This window comes from Hydrogenovibrio sp. (genome assembly GCF_965140365.1).
Lineage (GTDB): Bacteria > Pseudomonadota > Gammaproteobacteria > Thiomicrospirales > Thiomicrospiraceae > Hydrogenovibrio.
The window spans coordinates 1,223,317-1,245,740 of record NZ_OZ223196.1; the positions used below are offsets into that span (position 1 = coordinate 1,223,317).

17 protein-coding genes and 3 tRNA genes are annotated in these 22,424 nt (G+C 48.9%); 11 read left to right on the forward strand and 9 right to left on the reverse strand.

Annotation, left to right across the window (positions count from 1 at the left end):
* Nucleotides 1–64: 64 nt before the first annotated feature.
* The 4 genes from AC0KH7_RS05845 to AC0KH7_RS05860 form a co-directional block, all read right to left on the reverse strand.
* Nucleotides 65–661 (reverse strand): hypothetical protein, encoded by a 597-nt coding sequence (locus tag AC0KH7_RS05845; RefSeq protein ID WP_472371572.1) that lies wholly within the window; start codon nt 659–661, stop codon nt 65–67.
* A 69-nt stretch (nt 662–730) separates the two neighbouring features.
* On the reverse strand, nt 731–1,030 hold the full coding sequence (locus AC0KH7_RS05850) for a hypothetical protein (RefSeq protein WP_472371574.1): 300 nt from the start codon (nt 1,028–1,030) through the stop codon (nt 731–733).
* 118 nt (nt 1,031–1,148) lie between these two features.
* The gene (locus AC0KH7_RS05855; protein ID WP_472371576.1) at nt 1,149–2,069 is read right to left on the reverse strand and encodes a hypothetical protein; all 921 of its coding nucleotides are present in this window, start codon (nt 2,067–2,069) and stop codon (nt 1,149–1,151) included.
* Between the two features lie 295 nt (nt 2,070–2,364).
* On the reverse strand, nt 2,365–3,600 hold the full coding sequence (locus AC0KH7_RS05860; protein ID WP_472371578.1) for a GNAT family N-acetyltransferase: 1,236 nt from the start codon (nt 3,598–3,600) through the stop codon (nt 2,365–2,367).
* A gap of 284 nt (nt 3,601–3,884) precedes the next feature.
* Between AC0KH7_RS05860 and AC0KH7_RS05865 the strand changes: the two genes are divergently transcribed.
* Entirely contained in the window at nt 3,885–5,162 is a 1,278-nt protein-coding gene (locus AC0KH7_RS05865) for an Nramp family divalent metal transporter (RefSeq protein ID WP_472371580.1), read from the forward strand.
* Between the two features lie 140 nt (nt 5,163–5,302).
* Nucleotides 5,303–7,876: a bifunctional aconitate hydratase 2/2-methylisocitrate dehydratase gene (gene acnB / locus AC0KH7_RS05870; RefSeq protein ID WP_472371582.1), complete on the forward strand. Its 2,574-nt coding sequence runs from the start codon at nt 5,303–5,305 to the stop codon at nt 7,874–7,876.
* A 138-nt stretch (nt 7,877–8,014) separates the two neighbouring features.
* On the opposite strand, the gene AC0KH7_RS05875 is transcribed toward acnB, so the two are convergent.
* Entirely contained in the window at nt 8,015–9,595 is a 1,581-nt protein-coding gene (locus tag AC0KH7_RS05875) for a sensor domain-containing diguanylate cyclase (RefSeq protein WP_472371584.1), read from the reverse strand.
* 155 nt (nt 9,596–9,750) lie between these two features.
* A complete protein-coding gene (sppA, locus tag AC0KH7_RS05880; protein WP_472371586.1) occupies nt 9,751–10,689 on the reverse strand; it encodes a signal peptide peptidase SppA in 939 nt (312 codons plus the stop codon).
* A gap of 167 nt (nt 10,690–10,856) precedes the next feature.
* Between sppA and uvrC the strand changes: the two genes are divergently transcribed.
* The 8 genes from uvrC (at nt 10,857) to minE (ending at nt 16,174) form a co-directional block, all read left to right on the forward strand.
* Nucleotides 10,857–12,797, forward strand: a complete 1,941-nt coding sequence (gene uvrC / locus AC0KH7_RS05885; RefSeq protein ID WP_472371588.1) for an excinuclease ABC subunit UvrC — start codon at nt 10,857–10,859, stop codon at nt 12,795–12,797.
* Nucleotides 12,798–13,151: 354 nt separating this feature from the next.
* Complete coding sequence (pgsA, locus tag AC0KH7_RS05890; RefSeq protein WP_472371590.1) at nt 13,152–13,739, forward strand: CDP-diacylglycerol--glycerol-3-phosphate 3-phosphatidyltransferase; 588 nt, start codon at nt 13,152–13,154, stop codon at nt 13,737–13,739.
* Nucleotides 13,740–13,870: 131 nt separating this feature from the next.
* Nucleotides 13,871–13,945, forward strand: a tRNA-Gly gene (locus tag AC0KH7_RS05895).
* Between the two features lie 3 nt (nt 13,946–13,948).
* Nucleotides 13,949–14,022 (forward strand) — tRNA-Cys (locus AC0KH7_RS05900).
* A gap of 38 nt (nt 14,023–14,060) precedes the next feature.
* A tRNA-Leu gene (locus AC0KH7_RS05905) sits at nt 14,061–14,147 on the forward strand.
* Between the two features lie 134 nt (nt 14,148–14,281).
* Complete coding sequence (gene minC, locus AC0KH7_RS05910; RefSeq protein WP_472371592.1) at nt 14,282–14,974, forward strand: septum site-determining protein MinC; 693 nt, start codon at nt 14,282–14,284, stop codon at nt 14,972–14,974.
* Between the two features lie 129 nt (nt 14,975–15,103).
* A complete protein-coding gene (gene minD, locus AC0KH7_RS05915; RefSeq protein ID WP_472371594.1) occupies nt 15,104–15,916 on the forward strand; it encodes a septum site-determining protein MinD in 813 nt (270 codons plus the stop codon).
* A gap of 3 nt (nt 15,917–15,919) precedes the next feature.
* Nucleotides 15,920–16,174, forward strand: coding sequence for a cell division topological specificity factor MinE (minE, locus tag AC0KH7_RS05920; RefSeq protein ID WP_029938072.1), 255 nt, complete (start codon nt 15,920–15,922; stop codon nt 16,172–16,174).
* Nucleotides 16,175–16,344: 170 nt separating this feature from the next.
* Here the strand turns inward: minE and AC0KH7_RS05925 are convergent, their stop codons facing one another.
* From AC0KH7_RS05925 to mfd, 3 genes are all read right to left on the reverse strand, one after another.
* Nucleotides 16,345–16,641, reverse strand: a complete 297-nt coding sequence (locus tag AC0KH7_RS05925; RefSeq protein WP_472371596.1) for a DUF3817 domain-containing protein — start codon at nt 16,639–16,641, stop codon at nt 16,345–16,347.
* 253 nt (nt 16,642–16,894) lie between these two features.
* Nucleotides 16,895–17,509, reverse strand: coding sequence for a peptidoglycan binding protein CsiV (locus tag AC0KH7_RS05930; RefSeq protein WP_472371598.1), 615 nt, complete (start codon nt 17,507–17,509; stop codon nt 16,895–16,897).
* Complete coding sequence (gene mfd / locus AC0KH7_RS05935) at nt 17,510–20,983, reverse strand: transcription-repair coupling factor (protein ID WP_472371599.1); 3,474 nt, start codon at nt 20,981–20,983, stop codon at nt 17,510–17,512.
* A 168-nt stretch (nt 20,984–21,151) separates the two neighbouring features.
* On the opposite strand from mfd, the gene AC0KH7_RS05940 reads away from it, so the two are divergent.
* Nucleotides 21,152–22,375 (forward strand): hypothetical protein, encoded by a 1,224-nt coding sequence (locus AC0KH7_RS05940; protein WP_472371601.1) that lies wholly within the window; start codon nt 21,152–21,154, stop codon nt 22,373–22,375.
* The last annotated feature ends 49 nt before the right edge of the window (nt 22,376–22,424 follow it).

Consider the following 22,424-nt stretch of genomic DNA (forward strand, 5'->3'; position numbering starts at 1 on the left):
GCAACGCGTAGGAAGTCCGGTGGAGGGCGCGCATTTTGCGGCCGGAACGAATTTGATGGCCTTGTTAGCACCCACCAAAACCATGAACCTTTTTACCTAGTCTTCTTTCGATACTTGAGAAACTCTTTTGAATCTTTTCTGCTATAGCATCCCCGCAAAACTTGAATAGAGTGACATACTTAGGAAACTCGTTTAGGGGAACAACAATAGTATAAAGTTGCTTTACCACAATATGGTTTATTTCTTCTTTTGTTGCCAAAGATACATAGTCCAAGCCAGAATCATCACTATGAGCGAAGAACTTATTTCTTAAATTCATTACTTGATCATGGACATCTTTCAGGGCGCTCATGTCTTTATATATGTCATTCTTATCAAGTGTAATCCGACCCTTACCAGATTGAGAAAAGCACTTTGCGTAATTTAAAACTGCATTTCTAAACAATGCCTGCTGCAATAAATGTTCCTCAGAGCTACCCTCAATCTCGTATTTGGCGCAGTTCTCTATAAGAAACATTGATTTGATTGCATCGTGCGCATGCATTAGCAGCATTGAGAGCCCTTTTACGTGTTTGAATCTCTCATCATCAATATCGTATCCTTCCTCTGACAGCACTTTTAGATGCTCTTCAAAGTCTTTTAAATAGTCCGACTTTTGCACATTCTCTCCTGAGTGCTAACGATAAAACTAAGCGAGCTGCGCTTTAGCGCAGTCCGCTTGAGTGCTTTGTTATGTTTTTCTCTTATGTAACCACTCAAACAAATACTCAATAAAACCTTTACTGTGAATCAAGGTTTTAAGTGCCTTGGTGGACAAATAAATACCAAATAAAAGAAACGCAATACCAGGGGTTACTGCATACATTTCAATATTGTCAGAACCTGTATTTGCAGAAATCGCTACTTTTGTTTCTACACCTAAACGAAATAAATCATAACCACAATAAACGGAGATGCCTGAAACGCTAAATGCACCAACCGCTGTCACGATACTTATTATGGAAGTATATTTTCTGTTATCTGTATCCATGAGTTTCTCTTTAAAACATAACGCTTGCAGCATGCGCGCCCACGAAATGGAGCCGAAGGCGAAATGTAAAGGGCGTCGCCGTGCCTGCACTGGTTAGGCATAAATCCCTCTCTGTAGCTCATTCTCCCACTGCATCCGGGTGGTCAGTCCAGTCACATACCCCACAACTTGAGAAGTATTCACCATCGTCACCGATGGAAATATCGAAATGGGTTCTTATGTTCCGTGACTTACAAACCGGGCACTCCTCGTTCTGATCAAGCCGGCTTCTTTCTAAGATCTGGATGAAATGGCCGATCACTGTTTGGCAAGAATGAATTGCTATAGAAGAGGCTGTCTTATTGGCATTTCTGGAGTGTGTGAGCCAGTTCACCAACTGCCACGATTCTTTCGCGACGCTCTTCAAATGTTGTCTAAGATTCTTATTGCTACTTCCTGGGCACAATTGGTTCATGAGAACGTCTGACCAGCCAATAAAATTCGCATCTTGCGGCCGTTCTATTTCTTCGGGTATCTCAGTTTTACGCCTTAGCGCACCAATCAACGAAATTAGAGCTTCCCTTAGCAACATCCCGACGGTTTGGTAATCCTCAGCCTCAACAGCACTGTCATGCCTGTGAGACGCCTGCTCTTCGCGGCGAATGACTTCATCGAATGGACTGGGCTCTCCTGCGTCGACATTATCCGATCGGCTTCTCAAACGCATCATAAGCCCAATATGGAAAGACAGAGTGTAATCAAGGCTTGGAAAATGCTTTTGGGAGTAAAGGTTGGTGAGATTCGTTATGACCCACCAACGGTTACTATCTGTGGTTACATCCCACATTTCGTAGGTATCGCCCAGAACAATCTCTGTTTTTATGCGCTCAACGTGTTGAACTTCTTCGTCACGAGCCTGACCCTCAACGTAGCTGGCAATGTCAGCCTCAGAATACGGATCTCGCTCGACGCTATACCTAGCGAGCTCTTCGGGAGGAACAGGGTGATCATGCACGACACAGTCGTCAGTCACTTCCTTTTCATTGTGTGGTTTGGTCACGTGCCCCCCTGCCTAACATTTATTGTATAAGGCACTTTTGCCTTGTTATTTTATACTGGCGTGTTTTTCAGGTATTTATGTTCTTATATTGAGTCAAACCGGTGATTTTGACAGGTTATACGATATTGGGTTTAATTCCCGATCAAATCAATGGAGTCAAACTTCTTTGAAATCCATCGAATCTGACTGTCATTGAAGCTTGACCTCTAACCACTCTATCAAAGGCGACCGTTCCGCTTTTCGGTAATTATCCTACCCGATTTCATTTTCAAATGTTAGCAAAAAACACTATGGTTTAAGTCTGCTTGGTTGTGTAAGGCGAATGCGTCCAGCAGTCGGCTGCATAGTCGTCAATCATGTGTTTTTCTTCTTCGATAAATCTGGCCAGGCCTGCCGGGAATGGGTTTTGGGTGAGCCAGTGGGTGGAGCGCATTTTGACGGGGGTGAAACCACGGGCGATTTTGTGTTCGCCGCCGGCACCGGGTTCGAATGTTTGAATGTTGTTTTCAATCGCGTAGTCGATGCCTTGGTAAAAACAGGTTTCAAAATGCAGGTGTTTGATTTCTTCAATACAGCCCCAGTGGCGGCCGTAAAGCGTGGTGTCGGAGCGGAACATTAAGGCCCCGGCGATGCAACGGCCGTCCAAATCGGCTAGCACCAGCAGAATTTGCTCGGGTATGGCTTGGGCGATGGCTTTAAAGAAGTTGAGGTTGAGCGTGGGGGTGCTCCATTTGTCGATAAAGGTTTTCTGATAGAAATAACTGAAGTTGTCCCAATCGGCTTCGGTGGCGGTGTGGCCGTTGAGTTGACGGAATTGGAGGCCGCTTTCGACGACGGCTTTGCGTTCTTGGCGGATGTTCTTGCGTTTTTTCTTTTTGAGTTGGGCAAGAAAGTCGTCGAAGGTTTGGTAATCCTGATGGAACCAATGGAACTGGCAGTCGTGACGGAAGTATTCGTTATCGCGTTTGTGCGATTCCAGCCAGGCCTGCTGTTCCGGGTTGGCGAACAACCAGTGAACGCCACTCATATTGAGTTCTTCGGCTAAGGCCAATGCGCCGTCAAATAACTGCATTTGCAGTTGTTCGGCGTCGAATAATCCATTGCTGATGGTTTCCAGCGTCGGGTGAATGAGAAAACGCTGTCCTTGTGCAGGGGTGTAAGGCACGGCGGAGACGAGTTTGGGGTAATAGGGCAAGCCGACGTGATTCCACGCTTGTTCCCAGGCCTGGTCAAAAACGAATTCGCCGTAATTATTGTGCTTTTCATACAACGGCAGGGCGGCCAGAATGCGATCGCCGTGCGGGCTTTCATAAGTGAGGGTGAGATGGTGCGGCAACCAGCCGAAATGTTCGCCCACGCAATCGTGGGCTTCCAGCGCCGATAAAAAACCGTGTTTGAGAAAGGGATTGTTGTCCTGTACCAAGGCATCCCACTGCGCGGCCTGTTCGGCGGAAAATTCGGTGAGGCCGTTGTGGACGTCGAGACGAAGTTTGGGTGTTTGCGCTGTGGTCGATTTTGGCTTTGAATTCATCTTGTTTGCCTTGACTGTTTGAACTCATTTTAGCATTGAAGTCCGTTTACAACGAATGGCTTTGTATGTATTTGGAGTCAGTTCAGCCGGATATTCATAGTCTCTCAATTTATATTTTTCATTGTTAATGTATATTTTAGTCTTGGCTAATTAATGACTAATTAATATCTAATTAATTATTGGTTAATGGCTTTGGGCGGGGGTTGTGTAGCATTCGTTTTGGTATGACGCCTCTCATTATTCCTTTAATTTATTTCGATAATTATTTAACAAAACAGGTTTTTATGGATATTCAAGCCGCAGGGAAGCAGCCGGATCAACCTTCTATTTGGTATTTTTTAGGCCCGGCTTTTTTAGTGTCGGTGGGTTATATGGACCCGGGCAATTGGGCGACGTCCATCGAAGCGGGTTCCCGTTATGGTTATGACTTACTTTGGGTGATTACGTTGGCGTCGCTGGTGGCGATTTTGATGCAGTTGCTCAGTGCGAAACTGGGAATTGCGACGGGGCGAAATCTAGCTCAGATGATTCGCAGCGAACACCCCGGACGATGGGGGACGTTTTTATTGTCTTCGGCGGGCTTGGCGATGGTGGCGACGGATTTGGCCGAATTTTTAGGCGTGGCGGTGGCGTTGAACCTGTTGTTTGAGATTCCACTGGTAGCCGCCATCTTTCTGACGATTTTTGATGTGCTGTTGATTCTCTGGCTGGAGCGTTTTGGGTTCCGCTGGGTGGAAATGACCATTTTTGCCTTTGTCGCCACCATTGGCCTGGGGTATGTGGTGGAACTGTGGTTGGTGCAACCGGAGTGGGCTGAGGTAGCCAAGGCTTTGGCGGTGCCGAACGATACCATTATGAACACCACGGCTTTGTTTATTGCGATGGGCATTTTGGGGGCGACTGTGATGCCGCATAACCTGTATTTGCACTCTCATCAGGTGACAACCCGTTCCAGCTTGGCAGGGGAGGCGTTACAACGCTTTTATAAAATGATGAAGTGGGACACGATATTGGCGTTAACCGCCGCTTGGGTCGTGAACTCCGCTATTTTGATTATGGCCTCGGCGGCATTCCATGAAAAAGGGTTGTTAATTACCGATATCGACGAAGCTTATCACACCTTAGGACCATTGCTCGGCGGTGCGGCGGCGCTGACCTTTGGCATCGCGTTGCTGGCGTCGGGCATTGCCAGTTCCGCAACAGGCACGCTGGCAGGCCAGATTGTGTTTGAATCCTTCTTTAAAAAACGCCCGGTTAATATTTTAAAAATCCGCGTGTATATCCGTTTGGCGACCATGATTCCGGCGGCGGTGGCCATTTTATTGAGCGCCAAGCCATTGAGTTTACTGGTGTTGTCTCAGGTGGTTTTGTCGATGCAGTTGCCGTTTGCCGTGATTCCGTTGGTGATGATGACTTCCGACCCGGCTTTAATGGGGGATTTGGTGAACTGCTATGGCACTAAAATGATGGCTTGGATGGCGTCGATTGTGATTGTGGTTTTGAATATATGGCTGCTGGGGATGCTGTTTTGGGACGGTTTTGAAAGCATGGTGCTTCACTGAACCAGATCAGCCTGATGGTCGCCCGGTTTTCCGGTGCGTGAATTCTTTTTTAGATTGTTGGCACCTGTGGCTTAAGTGTTTGGGTGTGTCTATGATAAAATGTCTCCAACCAAAAAAATCATAAGTACTGGAGAGAGAGTATGTTAGAAGCCTATCGTCAACATGTGGCTGAACGTGAAGCGGAAGGAATTCCACCGTTACCGATGGATGCGGAGCAAACAGCACAACTGGTTGAATTGATTAAAAACCCACCGGCGGGTGAAACGGATTTTGTATTGGATTTGTTTGTGAACCGTGTGCCGCCGGGCGTTGACGAGGCGTCTTACGTGAAAGCCAGCTTTTTGGCGGACGTGGCGGCGGGCAAAGTGTCTGTTGATTTGATTTCCCCGGTGAAAGCCACCTTCTTGTTGGGCACCATGCTAGGCGGTTATAACGTTCAGCCGTTGATCGGTTTGCTGGACAGCGAGAACGCCGAAGTGGCCGAAGAAGCGGTGAAAGCCCTTTCCAAAACTTTGCTGGTGTATGAAGCCTATCACGACGTGGTGGAAAAATCGAAAACCAACGATTACGCCATGCAGGTATTGAAGTCCTGGGCTAACGCCGAATGGTTCCTGGATAAGCCTAAGATGCCGGAAAAAATTACCGTCACCGTCTTTAAAGTGGAAGGCGAAACCAATACCGATGATTTGTCGCCAGCCACAGCGGCTTGGTCACGCCCGGACATTCCGTTGCACGCCAAGGAAATGCTGAAAGCGCGCATGGACGATGTGGACGGCACCATTGCCGAACTGGAAGCCAAAGGTCACCCGGTCGCTTATGTGGGCGACGTGGTGGGAACCGGTTCATCGCGTAAATCGGCGATGAACTCGGTGATGTGGTTCTTCGGTAACGACATCCCTTACGTGCCGAACAAACGCCAAGGCGGCGTGGTGTTGGGCGGCAAAATCGCACCGATTTTCTTCAATACGGCGGAAGATTCCGGTTCTTTGCCGATTGAATGTGAAGTGGATAATTTGAACATGGGTGACGTCATCACGATTCATCCATACGACGGGAAAATCACCAACGAAGCGGGCGAGGTGGTTTCCACCTTTGAATTGGCACCGGACACCATGCCGGACGAAGTGCGTGCCGGTGGGCGTGTGCCGTTGATTATCGGCCGTGGTTTGACCGATAAGTCGCGTGAAGCACTGGGCATGGAACCGTCTGATGTCTTTATTCGCCCGACCGATAAATCCCAAGCGGATTTCGGTTATACGCTGGCTCAGAAAATGGTCGGTAAAGCCTGTGGTGTCGAAGGTGTACGTCCTGGTATGTATTGCGAACCGCGCATGACCACGGTTGGGTCGCAAGACACCACCGGTGCCATGACGCGTGACGAAATGAAAGAATTGGCCTGTTTGGGCTTCTCGGCAGATTTGGTGATGCAGTCGTTCTGTCACACCGCCGCTTACCCGAAACCGGTGGATGTGAAATTGCAGCATTCCTTGCCGGACTTCATGACCAGCCGTGGCGGCGTGGTCTTACGTCCGGGTGACGGGGTGATTCACTCCTGGTTGAACCGTTTGTTGTTGCCGGATACCGTCGGTACCGGTGGCGATTCGCACACCCGTTTCCCAATCGGGATTTCTTTCCCGGCGGGCTCAGGCCTGGTGGCTTTTGCCGCTACCTTGGGCGTGATGCCGTTGAACATGCCGGAATCGGTTTTGGTGCGTTTCAAAGGACAAATGCAGCCGGGCATTACCTTACGTGATTTGGTGAATGCCATTCCATATCAAGCGATTCAGGACGGTTTGCTGACGGTTGAGAAGAAAGGCAAGAAAAACATCTTTAACGGCCGTGTTCTGGAAATCGAAGGCTTGGAGCATTTGAAAGTGGAGCAGGCGTTTGAGTTGTCCGACGCGTCCGCCGAGCGTTCCGCCAACGGCTGTGTGGTGAAGCTGAGCGAAGAACCGATTATCGAATACCTGAAGTCCAATATGGCGTTGATTGACTGGATGGTTGAAAACGGTTATCAGGATGCCAAGACCCTGTTACGTCGTCGTGACGAAATGCAGGCGTGGATTGATAACCCTGAGTTGATGGAAGCGGATGCCGATGCGGATTACGCGGCGGTGATCGAAATCGACTTGGAAACCATTAAAGAGCCAATTGTGGCGTGCCCGAACGATCCGGACGACGTGAAACTGATGTCTGACGTGGAAAACGCTAAAATCGACGAAGTGTTCATTGGTTCCTGTATGACCAATATTGGTCATTACCGTGCCGCCGGTAAGGTGCTGGAGCAAATGGGCAATGTGCCGACCCGTTTGTGGATTGCGCCGCCGACGAAGATGGACGAACGTCAGTTGATTGAAGAAGGCTATTACAGCATTTACGGACGTGTGGGTGCACGGACTGAAATGCCGGGTTGTTCCTTGTGTATGGGGAACCAGGCGCGTGTCGCCGACGGCGCGACGGTCTTTTCGACCTCGACCCGTAACTTCCCGAACCGCTTAGGTAACGGCGCAAATGTTTATCTGGGGTCGGCGGAGCTGGCGGCGGTATGTTCGGTTTTAGGTCGTATTCCGACTGTGGCCGAGTATATGGAAGCTGTGTCGATGCTGGATACCATGTCGGATGATGTTTACCGCTATCTGCAATTCGACGAAATGGCCGACTACAAAGTGGAAGAACCGAAGAAATTGTCGGACATCGGCGTGGCCGTCGCGTAAGCGTCTGTCATTCCCCCATAAAAAAACCGCCTTAATGGCGGTTTTTTTATGTCTGCTATATGTCTGTTATATGTCTGTTATGTCTGTTATGTCTGTCATTTGGATTGGCGGAGCAGGCCTGGTCGGTTTTCAGTTTGATTAACCGACGGAGACGCGGTTACGACCTTTTTCTTTGGAGCGGTACAATAAACCATCGCCACGGTGCATCAAGCTTTCTGCCGTATCTTTGGGGTTTAATTCCGTCACCCCAAAGCTGGATGTGATTTTCAAGCCGTGAATATCCAAGTTTTCCAGCGTCTTACGCAGGCGTTCGGCCACTTTTTCGGCATCTTCCAAATAGGTTTCCGGTAACAGTATCACGAACTCTTCGCCGCCCCAACGTGCAAAAACGTCTTTACTGGTGAGGCCGTCTTCCACGGTGCGAGCAATGGTGGTCAGCACTTTGTCGCCCATTAGGTGGCCGTGGTTGTCGTTAATTTGTTTGAAGTGGTCAATGTCAAAGAACACCAGACTCAGGGGTGTTTGTTTGGATTGACTGCGTTTCATGTGTTCATTTAACGCGCGTTTAAATACATTGCGATTTGGCAGATTGGTCAAGCTGTCGGTACGTGCCATTTTGTGTAACTGGCGTTTTTGATGAATCTGGTTGCGCAGATAGAAGAAGGTCAACAAGCTGATAATGAACAGAAAGCTTTCATTGACCAGATTGATTTTCATAAAGTTTTCGGTGACGATGCGAAGCCCCGGTTCTTCAATGTAATTGATGATGTAGCCAACGGCTTGGTCTTCAATGTTTTTCAGTGGGAAAAGACTGACTAGGTAATAGGTTTGGCTGATGGGCGTAACGAAATGGCAGACCGAACAGTGCCCCAGTTTAGATTGCAGTTCGTCACGGAGGTTGTCATTAATGGCGTCAATCCGTTTCGGGGGAATGGTGTTTGGACGATTCTCGTGGTATTGCACTCTTTTATCCACCAGGTATTGATCGGACACTTTTGAGAGTGCGTAATTGTTCTGTTCGCTTTCAAACACTTTTTGTTTGATTAAATCTTTTTTCAGCAATAACTCGTGCGCTTCGTTGTGATCGTGCGTAATGAGGTTGTAGATGGCGTCGATGGAGAAGGAAACTTCCACGCTGCCGACCAGTTCTCCCTGGTAGTGCAACGGATATACGTGACGAAAACCATTAAAAATACGACCTTCTTCAAACCCGAAAACCGGTTTTTTGGTTTTGTGAACCTGAGCAATGCTGTAACGGGCATTCGATAAGTCATCGCCGAATAGCGAAGGGCGGTGGAAGCGCAGAAAGCTGGTGTTATCCGGAAGATGGAAATGCAATTGTCGAATGTACTCAGTTTTGAGTAAGCGGTACAAAGGCTCCAGTCGGCTGTAAAGGGCTTGTCGTGTTTTGTTACGAACCGCTTTATCACCATGATACGCCTTAGCCATCAGGCGAAGAATATCGTTTTGATTGATGGCGGCCGTAAAAATCACATCGGCATTGATTTGTAGTGCTTTTGTACTGGCATTGAAACTGTTGATTTCTTGCTGAGTGGCGTAGTGAATCAGATGTTGTTTTTGCGTGTTGTAATTGGTGTAGGTAATCCAAGTGCTGCCAAGGCTTAATAATATGAAAACCGTAATAGAAACGATTAAGGCCAACCGCCGGGGAGGTAGGTTTTTCCAGCGTCGGAAAGTTCTTTTGGCAGGTGTGGACATGGTATAAAAATCAAACACAGTTAAGTTAAACGTTAATTATACCATTTCTGTTAAATAACATTAAAACTCAGTGGGTTATACCGTGATGTTTATGCCAGGTCGGACATTGAAAATGCCCAGGCCTGGCGAAAAGAAAGGTTGTAGCCTGAGTACTCTCAGTGCATGGACGTGAAGTACATCGACAATTTGCTGGCGGTTTTGGCGCTGATGTCGCCCAGGAATTGCTCCATAAAACCTTTTTCGGTTTCGTAGTAACGGGTGTTGGTTTGTTTGATGACTTCACGCTCCACGTAACCCATATCACCCAAACCATCAATCAAACCGTTTTCAACCGCTTCGTCACCCAACCAAACCAAACCGGTGAAGGTGTTTTTGTTTTCTTTCAAACGGTCACCACGGCCTTTTCGTACCGCGTCGATAAATTGTTCGTGGGTACGATCCAGAATGCGCTTCTGGAAGAACTCTCGGCCTTCTTTATCCACTGGGCCGAACGGGTTCAAAAAGGTTTTGTGTTCTCCGGCGTGCATCGAACGGTTTTCCACGCCGATTTTATCCATCAGACCCGTAAAGCCAAAGCTATCCATTCGCACGCCGATGGAGCCGACCAGCGAGCCTTTGTTGGCGTAAATTTTATCCGCGGCCACGGCAATGTAATAACAACCGGAAGCACAGGCGTCTTCCACCACCACGTAAACCGGTTTTTGATAGAGGTTTTTCAAACGGGTGATTTCATCATTAATCAATGCCGATTGCACCGGACTACCGCCAGGCGAATTGGCTTGGATAATGACGGCTTCGGAATTCGGGTTTTTAAAGGCTTTATCCAATAATGGATTGAGTTTTTCCGCACTGGTGTAAGTGCCGGGCATAATCGCGCCTTCCAGTTTGACTATCGCAACATGCTTATCGTTCCCCAATATTTCTTTTTCGGAGGGAAGTTGTTTGGAAAGCATGACCAATGTAACGATAATGTAAGTAATGACCGCGAGTTTCAGCAGGTTGGTCCAGCGGCGGCTCCAACGTTCCTGTTTGATGAATTTTTCCGCCGCTCCGGCCAATCGGTTCAAACCATCGTTTTGATTCGGATTCTCCATTGACAATACCTTATAATGTGTCGAAATCCTGGCACGAAAATCGGGAATAAAATGTTTCCCAAACGGCTATTGTTTTGCCGTTTCGTGCAGCGATTTCATAAATTATTTGAATATGACAGCCGGCGCCAGGCCGAGCTGATCGAACAAGAAGCCCCATTCTAACCGAAATGACAAAACAAGTAGATACTCAATTCGACATCGACGCTTTTTTGAAAAACCTGACCGAACGGCCGGGCGTTTACATGATGAAAGATGCCGAGGGACAGATTATTTACGTCGGCAAGGCCAAGAATCTGAGGCGGCGGGTGTCGAGTTATTTCAAAAAACGTCATGATGCCATTAAAACCGAAGCAATGGTGGCGCAAATCGCCTCGATTGAGGTCACGGTCACGGATACCGAATCTGAAGCGCTGATTCTGGAAAACACCTTAATCAAACGCCATAAACCGCGTTACAACATCCTGTTCCGTGACGATAAATCCTATCCGTATATTTTCGTTTCCACCGGCAAAAAGTTTCCGTCATTGAGTTATCATCGCGGGGCCAAGCGTCGGGTGGGGCGTTATTTCGGGCCGTTTCCCAATGCCTCGGCGGTGCATCAAACCCTGCATGCCATCCAGAAAATCTTTCCGGTGCGCCAGTGTGCGGAAAGCGTGTTCAATCATCGTTCGCGGCCGTGTTTGCAATATCAGATCAAGCGCTGCTCCGGCCCGTGCGTAGAAGGCTTGGTTACCCAAGAGGAATACGACGAAGACGTGGCCAACACCATTGCGTTTTTGGAAGGCAAAAGCTTTGAGGTGATTGAAAACCTCGGCCATAAAATGCAAGCGGCCTCCGATGCGTTTGAGTTTGAAGCGGCGGCGGTGTATCGCGATAAAATCTCCGCGTTACGCGCCATTCAAAGCCAGCACTTGATTAACCAACCCGGCGCTAAAGACACAGACGTGGTTGCGATGGCCGAAGAGGCCAATCAGGTCTGTGTGTCGATTATGATGTATCGCGGTGGCAACCTTTGGGGCAGTCAGAACACTTTCCCGAAAACCGGCGGTCAGGAAGTCAATGCCGACGAAGTGATTACCGCCTTTATCAGCCAGCATTACGCCGACTTTCCGGTGCCGCAATTATTAATGGTGTCCGAAGCGTTGGAAGATAAGGCCGCGTTGGAAAGCTGGTTGTCGGAAAAACGCCAAACCGAACGTGAAACCGAACGACAAGCCGAGAAAACCGACTCGAAATCCGGCCCTAAAATAGCTTCAAAAACGGCTTCAAAAACCGCCGTTAAAGCCAGCGATAAAGTCAAAATTCGTCAAGCGAACTCGCAAACCGAAAAGGGCTTGATGAAACTGGCCATCACCAACGCCACCTCCGGCTTGAAACAGCAACTCACGCAAAAAGCCTCACAAGCCGAGCGGGTAAAAGCCTTGCAGGAAGTGCTGGCCTTGCCGGTGCCGCCGAACCATATGGAGTGTTTCGACATCAGTCATACTCAAGGCAATCAAACCGTTGCCAGTTGCGTGGTGTTCAGTGAAGGCGTGCCCAACAGTAGTGCTTACCGCAAGTTCAATATCGAAGGCATTCAACCGGGCGATGATTACGCGGCCATGCATCAGGCGTTGACGCGCCGTTACAGCCGAGTGAAAAAAGAAGGCTTGCCGATGGCGGACTTGATTGTCATCGACGGCGGGAAAGGGCAGCTCAATAAAGCCATCGAAGTTTTTAAAGCGTTGGAACTGGATAATGTGCCGCTCGTATCGGTCGCCAAAGGAGAAGGGCGAAAAGCAGGCCTGGAGATTTTGTACACGCCGTTTAACGAAGAAGGCATCGACCTGGAAGCCGACGATATCGCCTTGCATTTAATCAATTACATTCGCGACGAAGCGCACCGTTTCGCCATTACCAGCCACCGCAGTCGTCGCCAGAAAGCGCAAACGCATTCCCGCCTGGAAGACATTCCCGGTGTCGGGGCGAAAACGCGCCACAAATTACTGACCCATTTTGGCGGCTTGAGCGAAGTCAAAAACGCCGCGGTCGCCGAGTTGCAGAAAGTGCCCGGCATCAGTCAGAAAATTGCGCAGACCATTTACGATTTCTTTCATGGGGAAATCTGAGTATGAAAGCGTCTGGCTTATTCACCGTATTTATGACATCAGTCAACTAGCCCGAATGTTTCATGAATTTTTGCTGAGATTGCGTAGAGCATTGGTTTCACAAGGAAATTTTCGAAGAAGTGTCGTATCCACGATTACGACCGACTGAGAAAATATTTCTTGTGGAATCAAGGAGCAAGCAAGGTCGGTGCAAATTTGTGAAATATTCGGGCTAGGGGTATGAACTTTTTACGAAACCCCGCCATTTATTGCCATACTCATGCGGGTCTATGGTAATATTTTTTGGATTTTGACCGATAGACCGTCCGCCGGGCGGCGTTTTTACAAGCTAAAATAAAAAAGATTTAGAGTTTTATGTCCCTGCAATCCTTACCTATGATGATGACGTGGTCTCGCGTACTACTGATTCCCGTTTTCTTGATGTGTTACTACGCTCCCATTGAGGATGCGCGTTTCTGGGCCGGGCTGGCCTTTATGATTGCGGCGATTACCGATTGGTTCGACGGATTTCTGGCACGTAAACTCAATGTCAGCAGCAAGCTCGGCGCGTTTCTTGATCCGGTGGCCGATAAATTGATTGTCGCCGCCGCCCTGATTGTGGTGGCTGTGGAATATCAAAACCTTTGGGTCACCTTATCGGCCATCGTCATTATGATGCGCGAAGTCAGCATTTCCGCCTTGCGGGAATGGATGGCGGAAAATAACGCCCGTGAAGTGGTGGCGGTGTCCAATCTGGGTAAAATCAAAACCGCCTCGCAATTGGCGGCGTTAACCTGGTTGTTGTACGGCGGTGAACTTTGGGGCGTGGATTGGGGCGCACTGGGCTTCCCGATGCTGTACTTCGCGGCGATTTTGACGATTATTACCTGGTATCAATACGGGCACGCCGCCTTGCCGGTGATTTTGGATACCTCGGCAGAAAACGCAAAAGACCCATCGTAATCAATAACTTGCGATATGATTTTGAAAACCCGAGTTTGGGGCGGTTAATTTTCCGTCACAGATTCGGGTTTTTTCGTTAAAAAAGCTTGTAATTTTTCCGTCTCGCCCTATAATACGCCTTCATTACGAATGCGGGAATAGCTCAGCGGTAGAGCACAACCTTGCCAAGGTTGGGGTCGCGAGTTCGATCCTCGTTTCCCGCTCCAAATGGCGGAATGGCAGAGTGGCTATGCAGCGGATTGCAAATCCGTGGACCTCGGTTCGACTCCGGGTTCCGCCTCCATTTTTCGGTTCTTCGTAATCCTCATTATTTTCTTGCCCGCCCAGGTGGCGAAATTGGTAGACGCAAGGGACTTAAAATCCCTCGGTAGAAATACCGTGCCGGTTCGATTCCGGCCCTGGGCACCATTTACAAAGCTTTACTTTCCTCCGTTTTATTTTTTCAGTATTTATCCATACATTCTTCGGCATTTGCCTTTGACGGAACCCCGCGGGTCAAGTAAGATTCCCTTCTTTAATTGTTTCAGGTTCGACCTTACGCTATGAGCAAAATAATCGATTTAAAAGGCTCAATCCTTTCCTTAACCGTTCTAAATCTTTTTTCCGATCAAATTGACGACACCAAGCAGGCGATTGCGGCGAAAATCGGCCAGGCGCCGGATTTTTTTGTGGGGATTCCGATTGTTCTGGAACCGCAAATTGAATTGAAAGACCCGACCTTTTTGGCGTTGTTGGTGGAGTATTTGATCCAGCAGCAGATGATTCCGATCGGTATTCGTACCGAAGACGAGAGTATTAAAGAACAGGCGGAGTATGCAGGCCTGGCGATTTTCCCGAAAGAGAAGCCGAAAGCCGCGCGCCCAAGCAAACCCAAAGCGGCGGCCGAAGAAGCCGGTTTGAAAACCGCCATGATGGTGAATGGCGCGGTGCGTTCCGGCCAGCAGATTTACGCCAAGGATCGTGATTTGATTGTGATGGGGCCGATTAATCCGGGTGCTGAAGTGGTGGCGGACGGTCATGTGCATGTGTTCGGAAAGGTGATGGGGAAGGTGTTTGCCGGTTCGTCGGGCGATACGTCGGCGCGCATTTTTGCCAAACAGTTGAACCCGGAACTGGTGTGCATCGCGGGGATGTATCAATTGTCGGAAGACATTGACGCGGCGTATCAATCGGGTTTTGTCGAGATTCGCCTTCAGGACGGGAAATTGGTGTTTAATACCGATATTTTGGCGTAACCGTGACGGTTTGAAAACTTTTGTCACGAGTAAATTTACGCAATCCGTTAAGTCCGTTATAATTTTGAGAATTTGTTTTTATTCGCCGGTCGTTTCGACGGGCGATTGTCATTTCAAGGAGAAGCTTAGGTGTCACGTGTAATCGTTGTAACCTCTGGTAAAGGTGGCGTGGGCAAAACCACGACCAGTGCGAGTATTTCAGCCGGTCTGGCGTTAAAGGGCTATAAAGTCGCGGTCATTGACTTTGATGTGGGGCTGCGTAATCTGGATTTGATTATGGGCTGCGAACGCCGTGTGGTGTACGATTTCGTAAACGTGGTACAGGGCGAAGCGTCTTTGAAGCAGGCGTTGATTCGCGATAAACGCATCAATAACCTGTATATTCTGGCGGCGTCTCAAACCCGCGATAAGGATGCGTTGACGCAGGAAGGCGTGGAAAAGGTCATCGAAGACCTGAAAGAAGACGGCTTCGATTTCATTATTTGTGATTCTCCGGCCGGTATCGAAAAAGGCGCGCAATTGGCGTTGTACTTCGCGGATGAAGCCATAGTCGTGACCAACCCGGAAGTGTCTTCCGTGCGTGACTCCGACCGTATTTTGGGTATTTTACAGGCTAAGTCTCGTCGCGCGGAAAACGGCGATGAAGCGATTGTCGAACACTTGGTGTTGACGCGCTATAACCCGGACCGTGTTGAAACCGGTGAAATGTTGTCGGTGGAGGACGTGACGGATTTGTTGAATATTCGTTTGTTGGGTGTGATTCCAGAATCGCAGCAGGTGTTGAATGCCTCCAACTCCGGTGAGCCGGTGATTCTAAGCCAAGATTCCGATGCGGCTTTGGCGTATGAGGATGTGGTGGATCGCTTCTTGGGCGAAGAGAAAGAGCACCGTTTCTTAACGGCTGAAAAGAAAGGCCTTTTCAAGAAAATTTTCGGGAAGTAAGCTATGGCGTTACTAGACTATTTACTTGGACAAAAAAAGAAAAAGTCGGCGAATGTGGCGAAAGACCGTTTGCAGATTTTGCTGGCGCATGAACGCTCTGAGCGAAAAGCACCGGATTATTTGCCGAAAATGCGTGAAGAAATTCTGGAAGTGATTGCCAAATACGTCAGCATTGACCAGGACCAATTGCAGATTTCGGTGGATGAAGCGAATGGCTTTGAAGTGCTGGAACTGAATCTGGTGTTGCCGGATAAATAAAGCGTTTCGTTTTCGAAAGCGCTGCGTTTTCGTTAAATGTTAAAAAAGCCGCTGAGGATATGATCCCAGCGGCTTTTTTATTGGCTTTTTTATTGGTTATGTGTCTTTGGTATTGAAACCGGAAAATGGCCAGGCCTGGCCGTTTTAGCTTAAGGTGTGGCTGAACGCTTTTAAGCTTGGCTGACCGATTTTTTCAAACGGTAGTCGGCATAGAAAGCGCCTAATGGAATCAAGGCCGCAACAAAGATCAAAGCGCCCAGGCCTGGGTGAATCAGCTTTTTCGCCACAGCGGATAACATGGTCAGAGTTAGTGAAATAAATAAGACGCCGTGTGTCGGCCCCAGCACTTTGACCATATAAGGCCAGTCGAATTGGTATTTAATCGGAACACCGACAAAGACCAGTAGCAATAACGCGATACCATCCAGTAGAGCCAGCCAGTAGAGTAATTTAATGTGGGTGTTCATGGTGTTTTTCCTCTTAAAATTCGGTACGAACTCGCCGTGCCGATGTTGCTTAATGTGTTTTGATAGGGCGTTTTGGGTTTCTCAACGCGCTTAACCTTAACCTGCTCTAAATAATAGACTTTATTTATAAGGGTATAAATGTAAATGACTATCGTTATGATGTCATATTTAAGTTCGATTAAGGCTTGAGAAAAGCTTGAAGGCCGTTAGCAGGAGAAAAGAACCGGCGGTTGCGGCCGGCTCTGAAGACGGCTTATCGTCCTAGGTATTGAATTTTGACGAGTGCGCCGAAAATCGGATGGTCAAAATAATGCAGTTCGCCGGATTTGATTTTGCGGGATTCCTTTAACTGGAAACGCCAGAAGTCAGGTAAGTCTGCTTCTTCCACATTCTCGTTGGCGGCGAATTCGTTGCGGATGCGCTGGGGAATTTTGCGTTCCAATTCCAGGTCTAAACGTACATGGGCATAGCGGGATTTATAAAATACCAAAGTGCCAAGCAGTTTGGATTGATAGCTTTTTTCCGGTAAGGCTTCGATCAGAATCGGTTTGGTTTGGTTTTCCGGTTTACCTTCCAGTACCCAGCTAGTATGGTAAAGAATGTGATAGCCTTTTTTCGGCGTCATTTTGTTCGCTTCGCTTTTCAGCATGAAACGGCTGGGCGGCAGGGTGGTGAGGTTAACGGTGCCGTCGGTATTGATTAAATCCGGTTCGTGCCAGTATTCTTCGGTCCAACCGCGTAATGCGAGGGTTTCAAAAACAATCAATTCCACCTGATATTTCGGAAGATTGTTGGCTTGGGCTTTGGTCGAGAAGCCCAGGCTGAGAAGGCAAACCGTGATGAGGCTGAAAAACAATCGTGTGTGCATTTAGGTTTCCTTATTTGCGATGGTCGCCACAATGAGTTCAATGGCGTCGATTCGTTGTTTCATGTCAGGCATTGTATCGAAATATTTTAATTCCGTTTGCCCTTTTAGTTGATAGTTCTTTGGGTGGTTTTGAATCAATTTAATCAATTCCACCGGGTTGATGTTGGGGCTGTCGCCAAACTGAAGGCGAATCATCGATTCGGACGCTTCGAGTTTTTTCAGGTTCAGCGGTTCAATCAACAGTTTAACGCGTGTCGCCTCAAACAAGTTTTTGACTTGCGACGGTAAAAGCCCGAAGCGGTCGATCATTTCCACTTCCAGTTCTTGCAAGCTGGCGCTGTTGTTGGCGCTGGCGATGCGTTTGTAGAACACCAATCGGGTGTGGATGTCCGGCAGATAATCTTCCGGAATCAGGGCCGGTAAGCCGAGTTCAATCTCTGCGCCAGTGTGGAGTTTGGCTTCCAGCGCGGGTTGTTTGCCGGACTTCAACGATTTGACGGCGCGTTCCAGCAGTTCCGAATAGAGGCCGAAACCGATCTCCTGAATCTGGCCGGATTGGCCGTCGCCCAACAATTCACCGGCACCGCGAATTTCCAAATCGTGGCTGGCAAGCATGAACCCAGCACCCAGAGTGTCGTGTTTGGCGATGGCGGTGAGGCGTTTTTCGGCATCGGCCGTCATCAAACTTTTTCCGGCGGTAAACATATAGGCATAGGCTTTGTGGTGCGAACGCCCGACACGACCGCGTAACTGGTGCAATTGCGCCAGGCCAAATTTGTCGGCACGGTGAATCAAAATGGTGTTGGCGGTCGGGATGTCGATACCGGTTTCGATGATGGTGGTGCAGACCAGAATATTGAAACGGCGGTGATAGAAATTCTGCATCACCTGCTCAAGTTCCCGTTCGTGCATTTGGCCGTGGGCAACGTCCACCTTGGCTTCCGGCAGAAGTTCACGAATGTCTTCGGCCATTTGTTCGATGCGGTCAACGTTGTTGTACAGTAAATAGATTTGGCCGCCGCGGCGAATTTCGCGCAGGCAGGCTTCCTTGACTACATCCGGGTTCCATTCCTGTACGAAGGTTTGCACGGCCAGGCGTTTGGCCGGCGGCGTGGCGATAATCGACAAGTCGCGCAAGTCGTTCATCGCCATATTCAGCGTTCTCGGAATCGGTGTCGCGGTCATGGTGAGTACATCGACTTCGGTACGCAATTTTTTGAGCTGCTCTTTCTGGCGCACGCCGAAACGGTGTTCCTCGTCGATGATGATCAGGCCGAGGTTGTCGAATTTCATGTCACCCTGAATCAGCTTATGGGTGCCGATAATGATGTCGACCTGTTTGTTTTGAACCGCTTCGAGAATCTGTTTGGTTTCTTTGGCGGATTGGAAACGTGATAATCCTTCGATGCGCACCGGCCAGTCGGCAAAACGGTTTTTGAAGTTTTCCATGTGCTGCTGGGCCAACAGGGTGGTGGGCACCAAAACCACGACCTGTTTGCCGGCGTAAGCGGCTATGAAAGCGGCGCGCATGGCCACTTCGGTTTTGCCGAAGCCGACGTCGCCGCAAATGAGGCGGTCCATCGGTTTGCTGGCTTGCATGTCGTGCACCACGGCATCGATGGCGGCTTCCTGGTCGGGCGTTTCTTCAAATGGGAAGTTAGCGCTAAAGCGGGCGTAGGCTTCTTCGTCGGTTCCGAAAGAATGACCAGGCCTGGCTTCGCGTTGGGCGTAGATATCGAGCAGTTCGGCGGCGACGTCACGAACTTTTTCGGCGGCTTTGCGTTTGGCCTTGTCCCATTTGTCGGAGCCGAGTTTGTGCAGCGGGGCGGTTTCGGCGCTGGCGCCGGTGTAGCGACTGATAAGGTGCAACGAGGTGACGGGCACGTACAACTTGGCTTCACCGGCGTATTCAATCATCAGGAATTCGTGTTCTTCGCCTTGGATGGTCATGGTTTCCAAGCCGAGGTAACGACCGACCCCGTGATCAAAATGGACAATCGGGCTGCCGACGTCCAGTTCGATGAGGTTGGAAATGGCGGTGTCGAATTCGGAATGTTTGCGCTTACGGCGGCGCTTTTGGATAACGGTCTGGCCGAAAATCTGCGCCTCGGAGATCAGGCAGAAATCCGGTGTGAAGATGGATTCTTCCAGTGGGCCGACCACAATTTGGTGTGGTAAATCGTTGTGTTTAAAGGCGTTCCAATCGTCAACGATTTTAGGCACTTTTCCTTTAAATTCAGTGTGTTTTCCGAGTAATGTTAACAGTGTTTCTCGACGCCCGGTGGATTCGGCGCAATACAGAATGCGACCGCCGTATTCGCTCTGGTACTGATCCAGAAAGGCATTGAGTTTGGCCATAGGGTATTCACTGTTGGCCTGAACATTTAAATCCGGTACCGGTAGGGTTTTGAAGTTCACCTGGCTTTTGCCGGACGCGATGCGTTCCAGCTGAATGCGGTGATAGTTTTTCAGGGCGCTGAAAATGTCGTTTTCGGTTTGAATCAACTCTTCCGGCGGCAACACGGGATAATCCGGATTGTGCCGGGCGATTTGGTAGCGCTCTCGGTAATCACGCCAGTTTTGTTCGATGGCGTCCTGAATGGCCGGCTGGCTAAAGAAAAGACTGTTTTCGGGAATGTAGTCGAACAGCGTGGCGGTTTCAGCGTGAAACAAGGATAGGTAATATTCCAGGCCGTCAACGGTCTGACCGTTATGAACGGCTTGATATAACAGGCTGTTGCGCGATTCGTCACCGAAGGTTTGCCGGAAAGATTGTTTGAAAAGAGTAATGCCGTCCGGGTTGAGGTCGTATTCCTTAGCGGGCAGGAGTTCGATTTGGTCAATCTGTTCGGTGCTGAGTTGGGTTTCCGGGTCGAAACAGCGGATGGTTTCGACTTCGTCGTCGAATAAATCCAATCGGAAAGGCGTTCGGCTGCCCATGGGGAACAGGTCGATGATTGAACCGCGCACGGCAAATTCGCCGTGCTCCATGACTTGACTGACGCGTTGATAACCGCCGGATTCCAAACGCTGGGTAAAGGGTTCGGTGTCGAGGGTGTCGCCGCACTTTAATATAAAGGTGTATTGTTCGATGAAGGTGTGTGGAACCACTTTCTGCAACAGGGTGCTGACCGGCAGAATCAATATGCCTTTTTGGGTTTGCGGCAGTTGGTAGAGCGTGCGTAACCGTTGCGAGATGATGTCCTGATGCGGTGAAAACTGATCATAGGGCAGGGTTTCCCATTCCGGAAAATTCAGAATCGAAAGGTCGCCTTCGGAAAAGAAGTTCAGCGCATCTTCGTATTTGTTGGCTTCACTCATGTCCTGAGTCAGCAAAACCACCAGGCCTGGGTGGTTTCGAGCTTTTTCCATAATGGCGAGGGCATCTTCGGCCGAGGTGTTGAGTGACCAATGCGATACTTGGCCTTTAAGTGGAACCTGTTCGGCTTCCAGTAAGGAATAGGTTTTGGACATGCGAATTTCTGCGGTTTCTTATATTGGATTGGGTTGAAATGACGGTATTTTATCAAAATATTGCTTTCAACTGGCGTTTTCAGGCCGCATAATAGCCGTCATCTGTTTCGTGTAAACGCACGGTCTAGAATCATATCCAATCGCATCGGGAAAAAGGTTGAATCAATTATGAAGGGGCGTTGGGCTTACAACTGGGTACAAATTTTAGCGCATCATTACGGGAAAAGTACTGTGGTGTTCGGTGCCTTGTGGTTGTTGGCGCTGGGCGGGTTGTTTCAATCCTTGGCTTTGTTTGAGCAGATGCATTTTATGTGGGTTGGGCTGGCATTGGCTTTGATGGGGGCCGTGGCGGTTAAGGTAATGGATTCGATTAAAGCCGGTGTATTGCTGTTTGGGTTGAGCTTGGCCACATTGGGCGCTGTGTTGGGGCTGTTAGGCTGGTTTGGTGTGTCGCTGAACGAGACGTCTGTGCTGGGCATGGTGGTGGTGTTGGCATTGATGATGAGTAATCTGGTGCATGTGGTGGCGGCTTTATTGCGGGAAATGGCGCGGGGCGGGTTTCAGCATGATGCCTTGGCCGAAGCTTTGAGTATGAATGCGTCGCCCATTTTGCTGTCTAACCTGACAACCGGGCTGGGATTCGGTGTGGCGGCTTTTTACGACCCGCGTTTAATGGATGCGGCTTGGATTGTGTTGTTGGGCGCGGCCGTGACTTACGCCATGCTGATGACGGCGTTGCCGCTGATTTTATTGCGCTGGTTTTTGGAGTTCCGTGTGGGGCACTATGAAGACCGTCATGGTTTTATTGGTTTGGCGGAAAAATTTCAGGCGCATCCAAAGTGGGTGACATTGATGCTGTGGTTGTCTGCACTATTGGTTGTAATGAGCTTGGTCTATTTAGGCCGGAAGCTGGATAATCTCAGCGCGGTGGGCGTGATGTTGGCCACGAGTTTTGTGGTGTTATTAGTATTTTGGCATGACCTTAAAATAAGTTTAATGACCCTATTAAGCAGTATTTTGTCGGTCATTTTGGTTTTGACTGCGTATTTTTCCGTGCAAAATTTGCAAGCCATATCGGCCGTTATTTTGATTGTGCCGCTCGGAATTGTGTTGGATGACGCCATTCATTACTTTGCGCGTTACTTGAAGTCAAAGCGGGGGTATTTAAACGATGCGGAGTCATGTCATCGATTTGCGCTAGCCAGCGTAGGGCGGCCGATCTGGGCCACCACGCAGATTTTGATTGCCGGATTATTGGTGTTGAGTTTCAGTGAAAATACCTTGGTGAAACAGTCGAGTCTGGTGACGCTTTTGGCGGTTTTATTAGCCTCATATATCGTGTTGGTTTGGCTGCCGGCACTGGGGTTAAAAAAGGCTAAAAACAACCGCTAATAAAATTTATTCCATAAAATCAGTAAAACTTATTATTCAATATACGAAA

Excerpts from the sequence above, each read along its gene's own strand:
- AC0KH7_RS05850 (WP_472371574.1), bottom strand. The coding sequence starts at position 1,030 with ATGGATACAGATAACAGAAAATATACTTCCATAATAAGTATCGTGACA.
- AC0KH7_RS05860 (WP_472371578.1), bottom strand. The coding sequence starts at position 3,600 with ATGAATTCAAAGCCAAAATCGACCACAGCGCAAACACCCAAACTTCGT.
- AC0KH7_RS05865 (WP_472371580.1), top strand. The coding sequence starts at position 3,885 with ATGGATATTCAAGCCGCAGGGAAGCAGCCGGATCAACCTTCTATTTGG.
- acnB (WP_472371582.1), top strand. The coding sequence starts at position 5,303 with ATGTTAGAAGCCTATCGTCAACATGTGGCTGAACGTGAAGCGGAAGGA.
- AC0KH7_RS05875 (WP_472371584.1), bottom strand. The coding sequence starts at position 9,595 with ATGTCCACACCTGCCAAAAGAACTTTCCGACGCTGGAAAAACCTACCT.
- sppA (WP_472371586.1), bottom strand. The coding sequence starts at position 10,689 with ATGGAGAATCCGAATCAAAACGATGGTTTGAACCGATTGGCCGGAGCG.
- uvrC (WP_472371588.1), top strand. The coding sequence starts at position 10,857 with ATGACAAAACAAGTAGATACTCAATTCGACATCGACGCTTTTTTGAAA.
- pgsA (WP_472371590.1), top strand. The coding sequence starts at position 13,152 with ATGTCCCTGCAATCCTTACCTATGATGATGACGTGGTCTCGCGTACTA.
- minC (WP_472371592.1), top strand. The coding sequence starts at position 14,282 with ATGAGCAAAATAATCGATTTAAAAGGCTCAATCCTTTCCTTAACCGTT.
- minE (WP_029938072.1), top strand. The coding sequence starts at position 15,920 with ATGGCGTTACTAGACTATTTACTTGGACAAAAAAAGAAAAAGTCGGCG.
- AC0KH7_RS05925 (WP_472371596.1), bottom strand. The coding sequence starts at position 16,641 with ATGAACACCCACATTAAATTACTCTACTGGCTGGCTCTACTGGATGGT.
- AC0KH7_RS05930 (WP_472371598.1), bottom strand. The coding sequence starts at position 17,509 with ATGCACACACGATTGTTTTTCAGCCTCATCACGGTTTGCCTTCTCAGC.
- mfd (WP_472371599.1), bottom strand. The coding sequence starts at position 20,983 with ATGTCCAAAACCTATTCCTTACTGGAAGCCGAACAGGTTCCACTTAAA.
- AC0KH7_RS05940 (WP_472371601.1), top strand. The coding sequence starts at position 21,152 with ATGAAGGGGCGTTGGGCTTACAACTGGGTACAAATTTTAGCGCATCAT.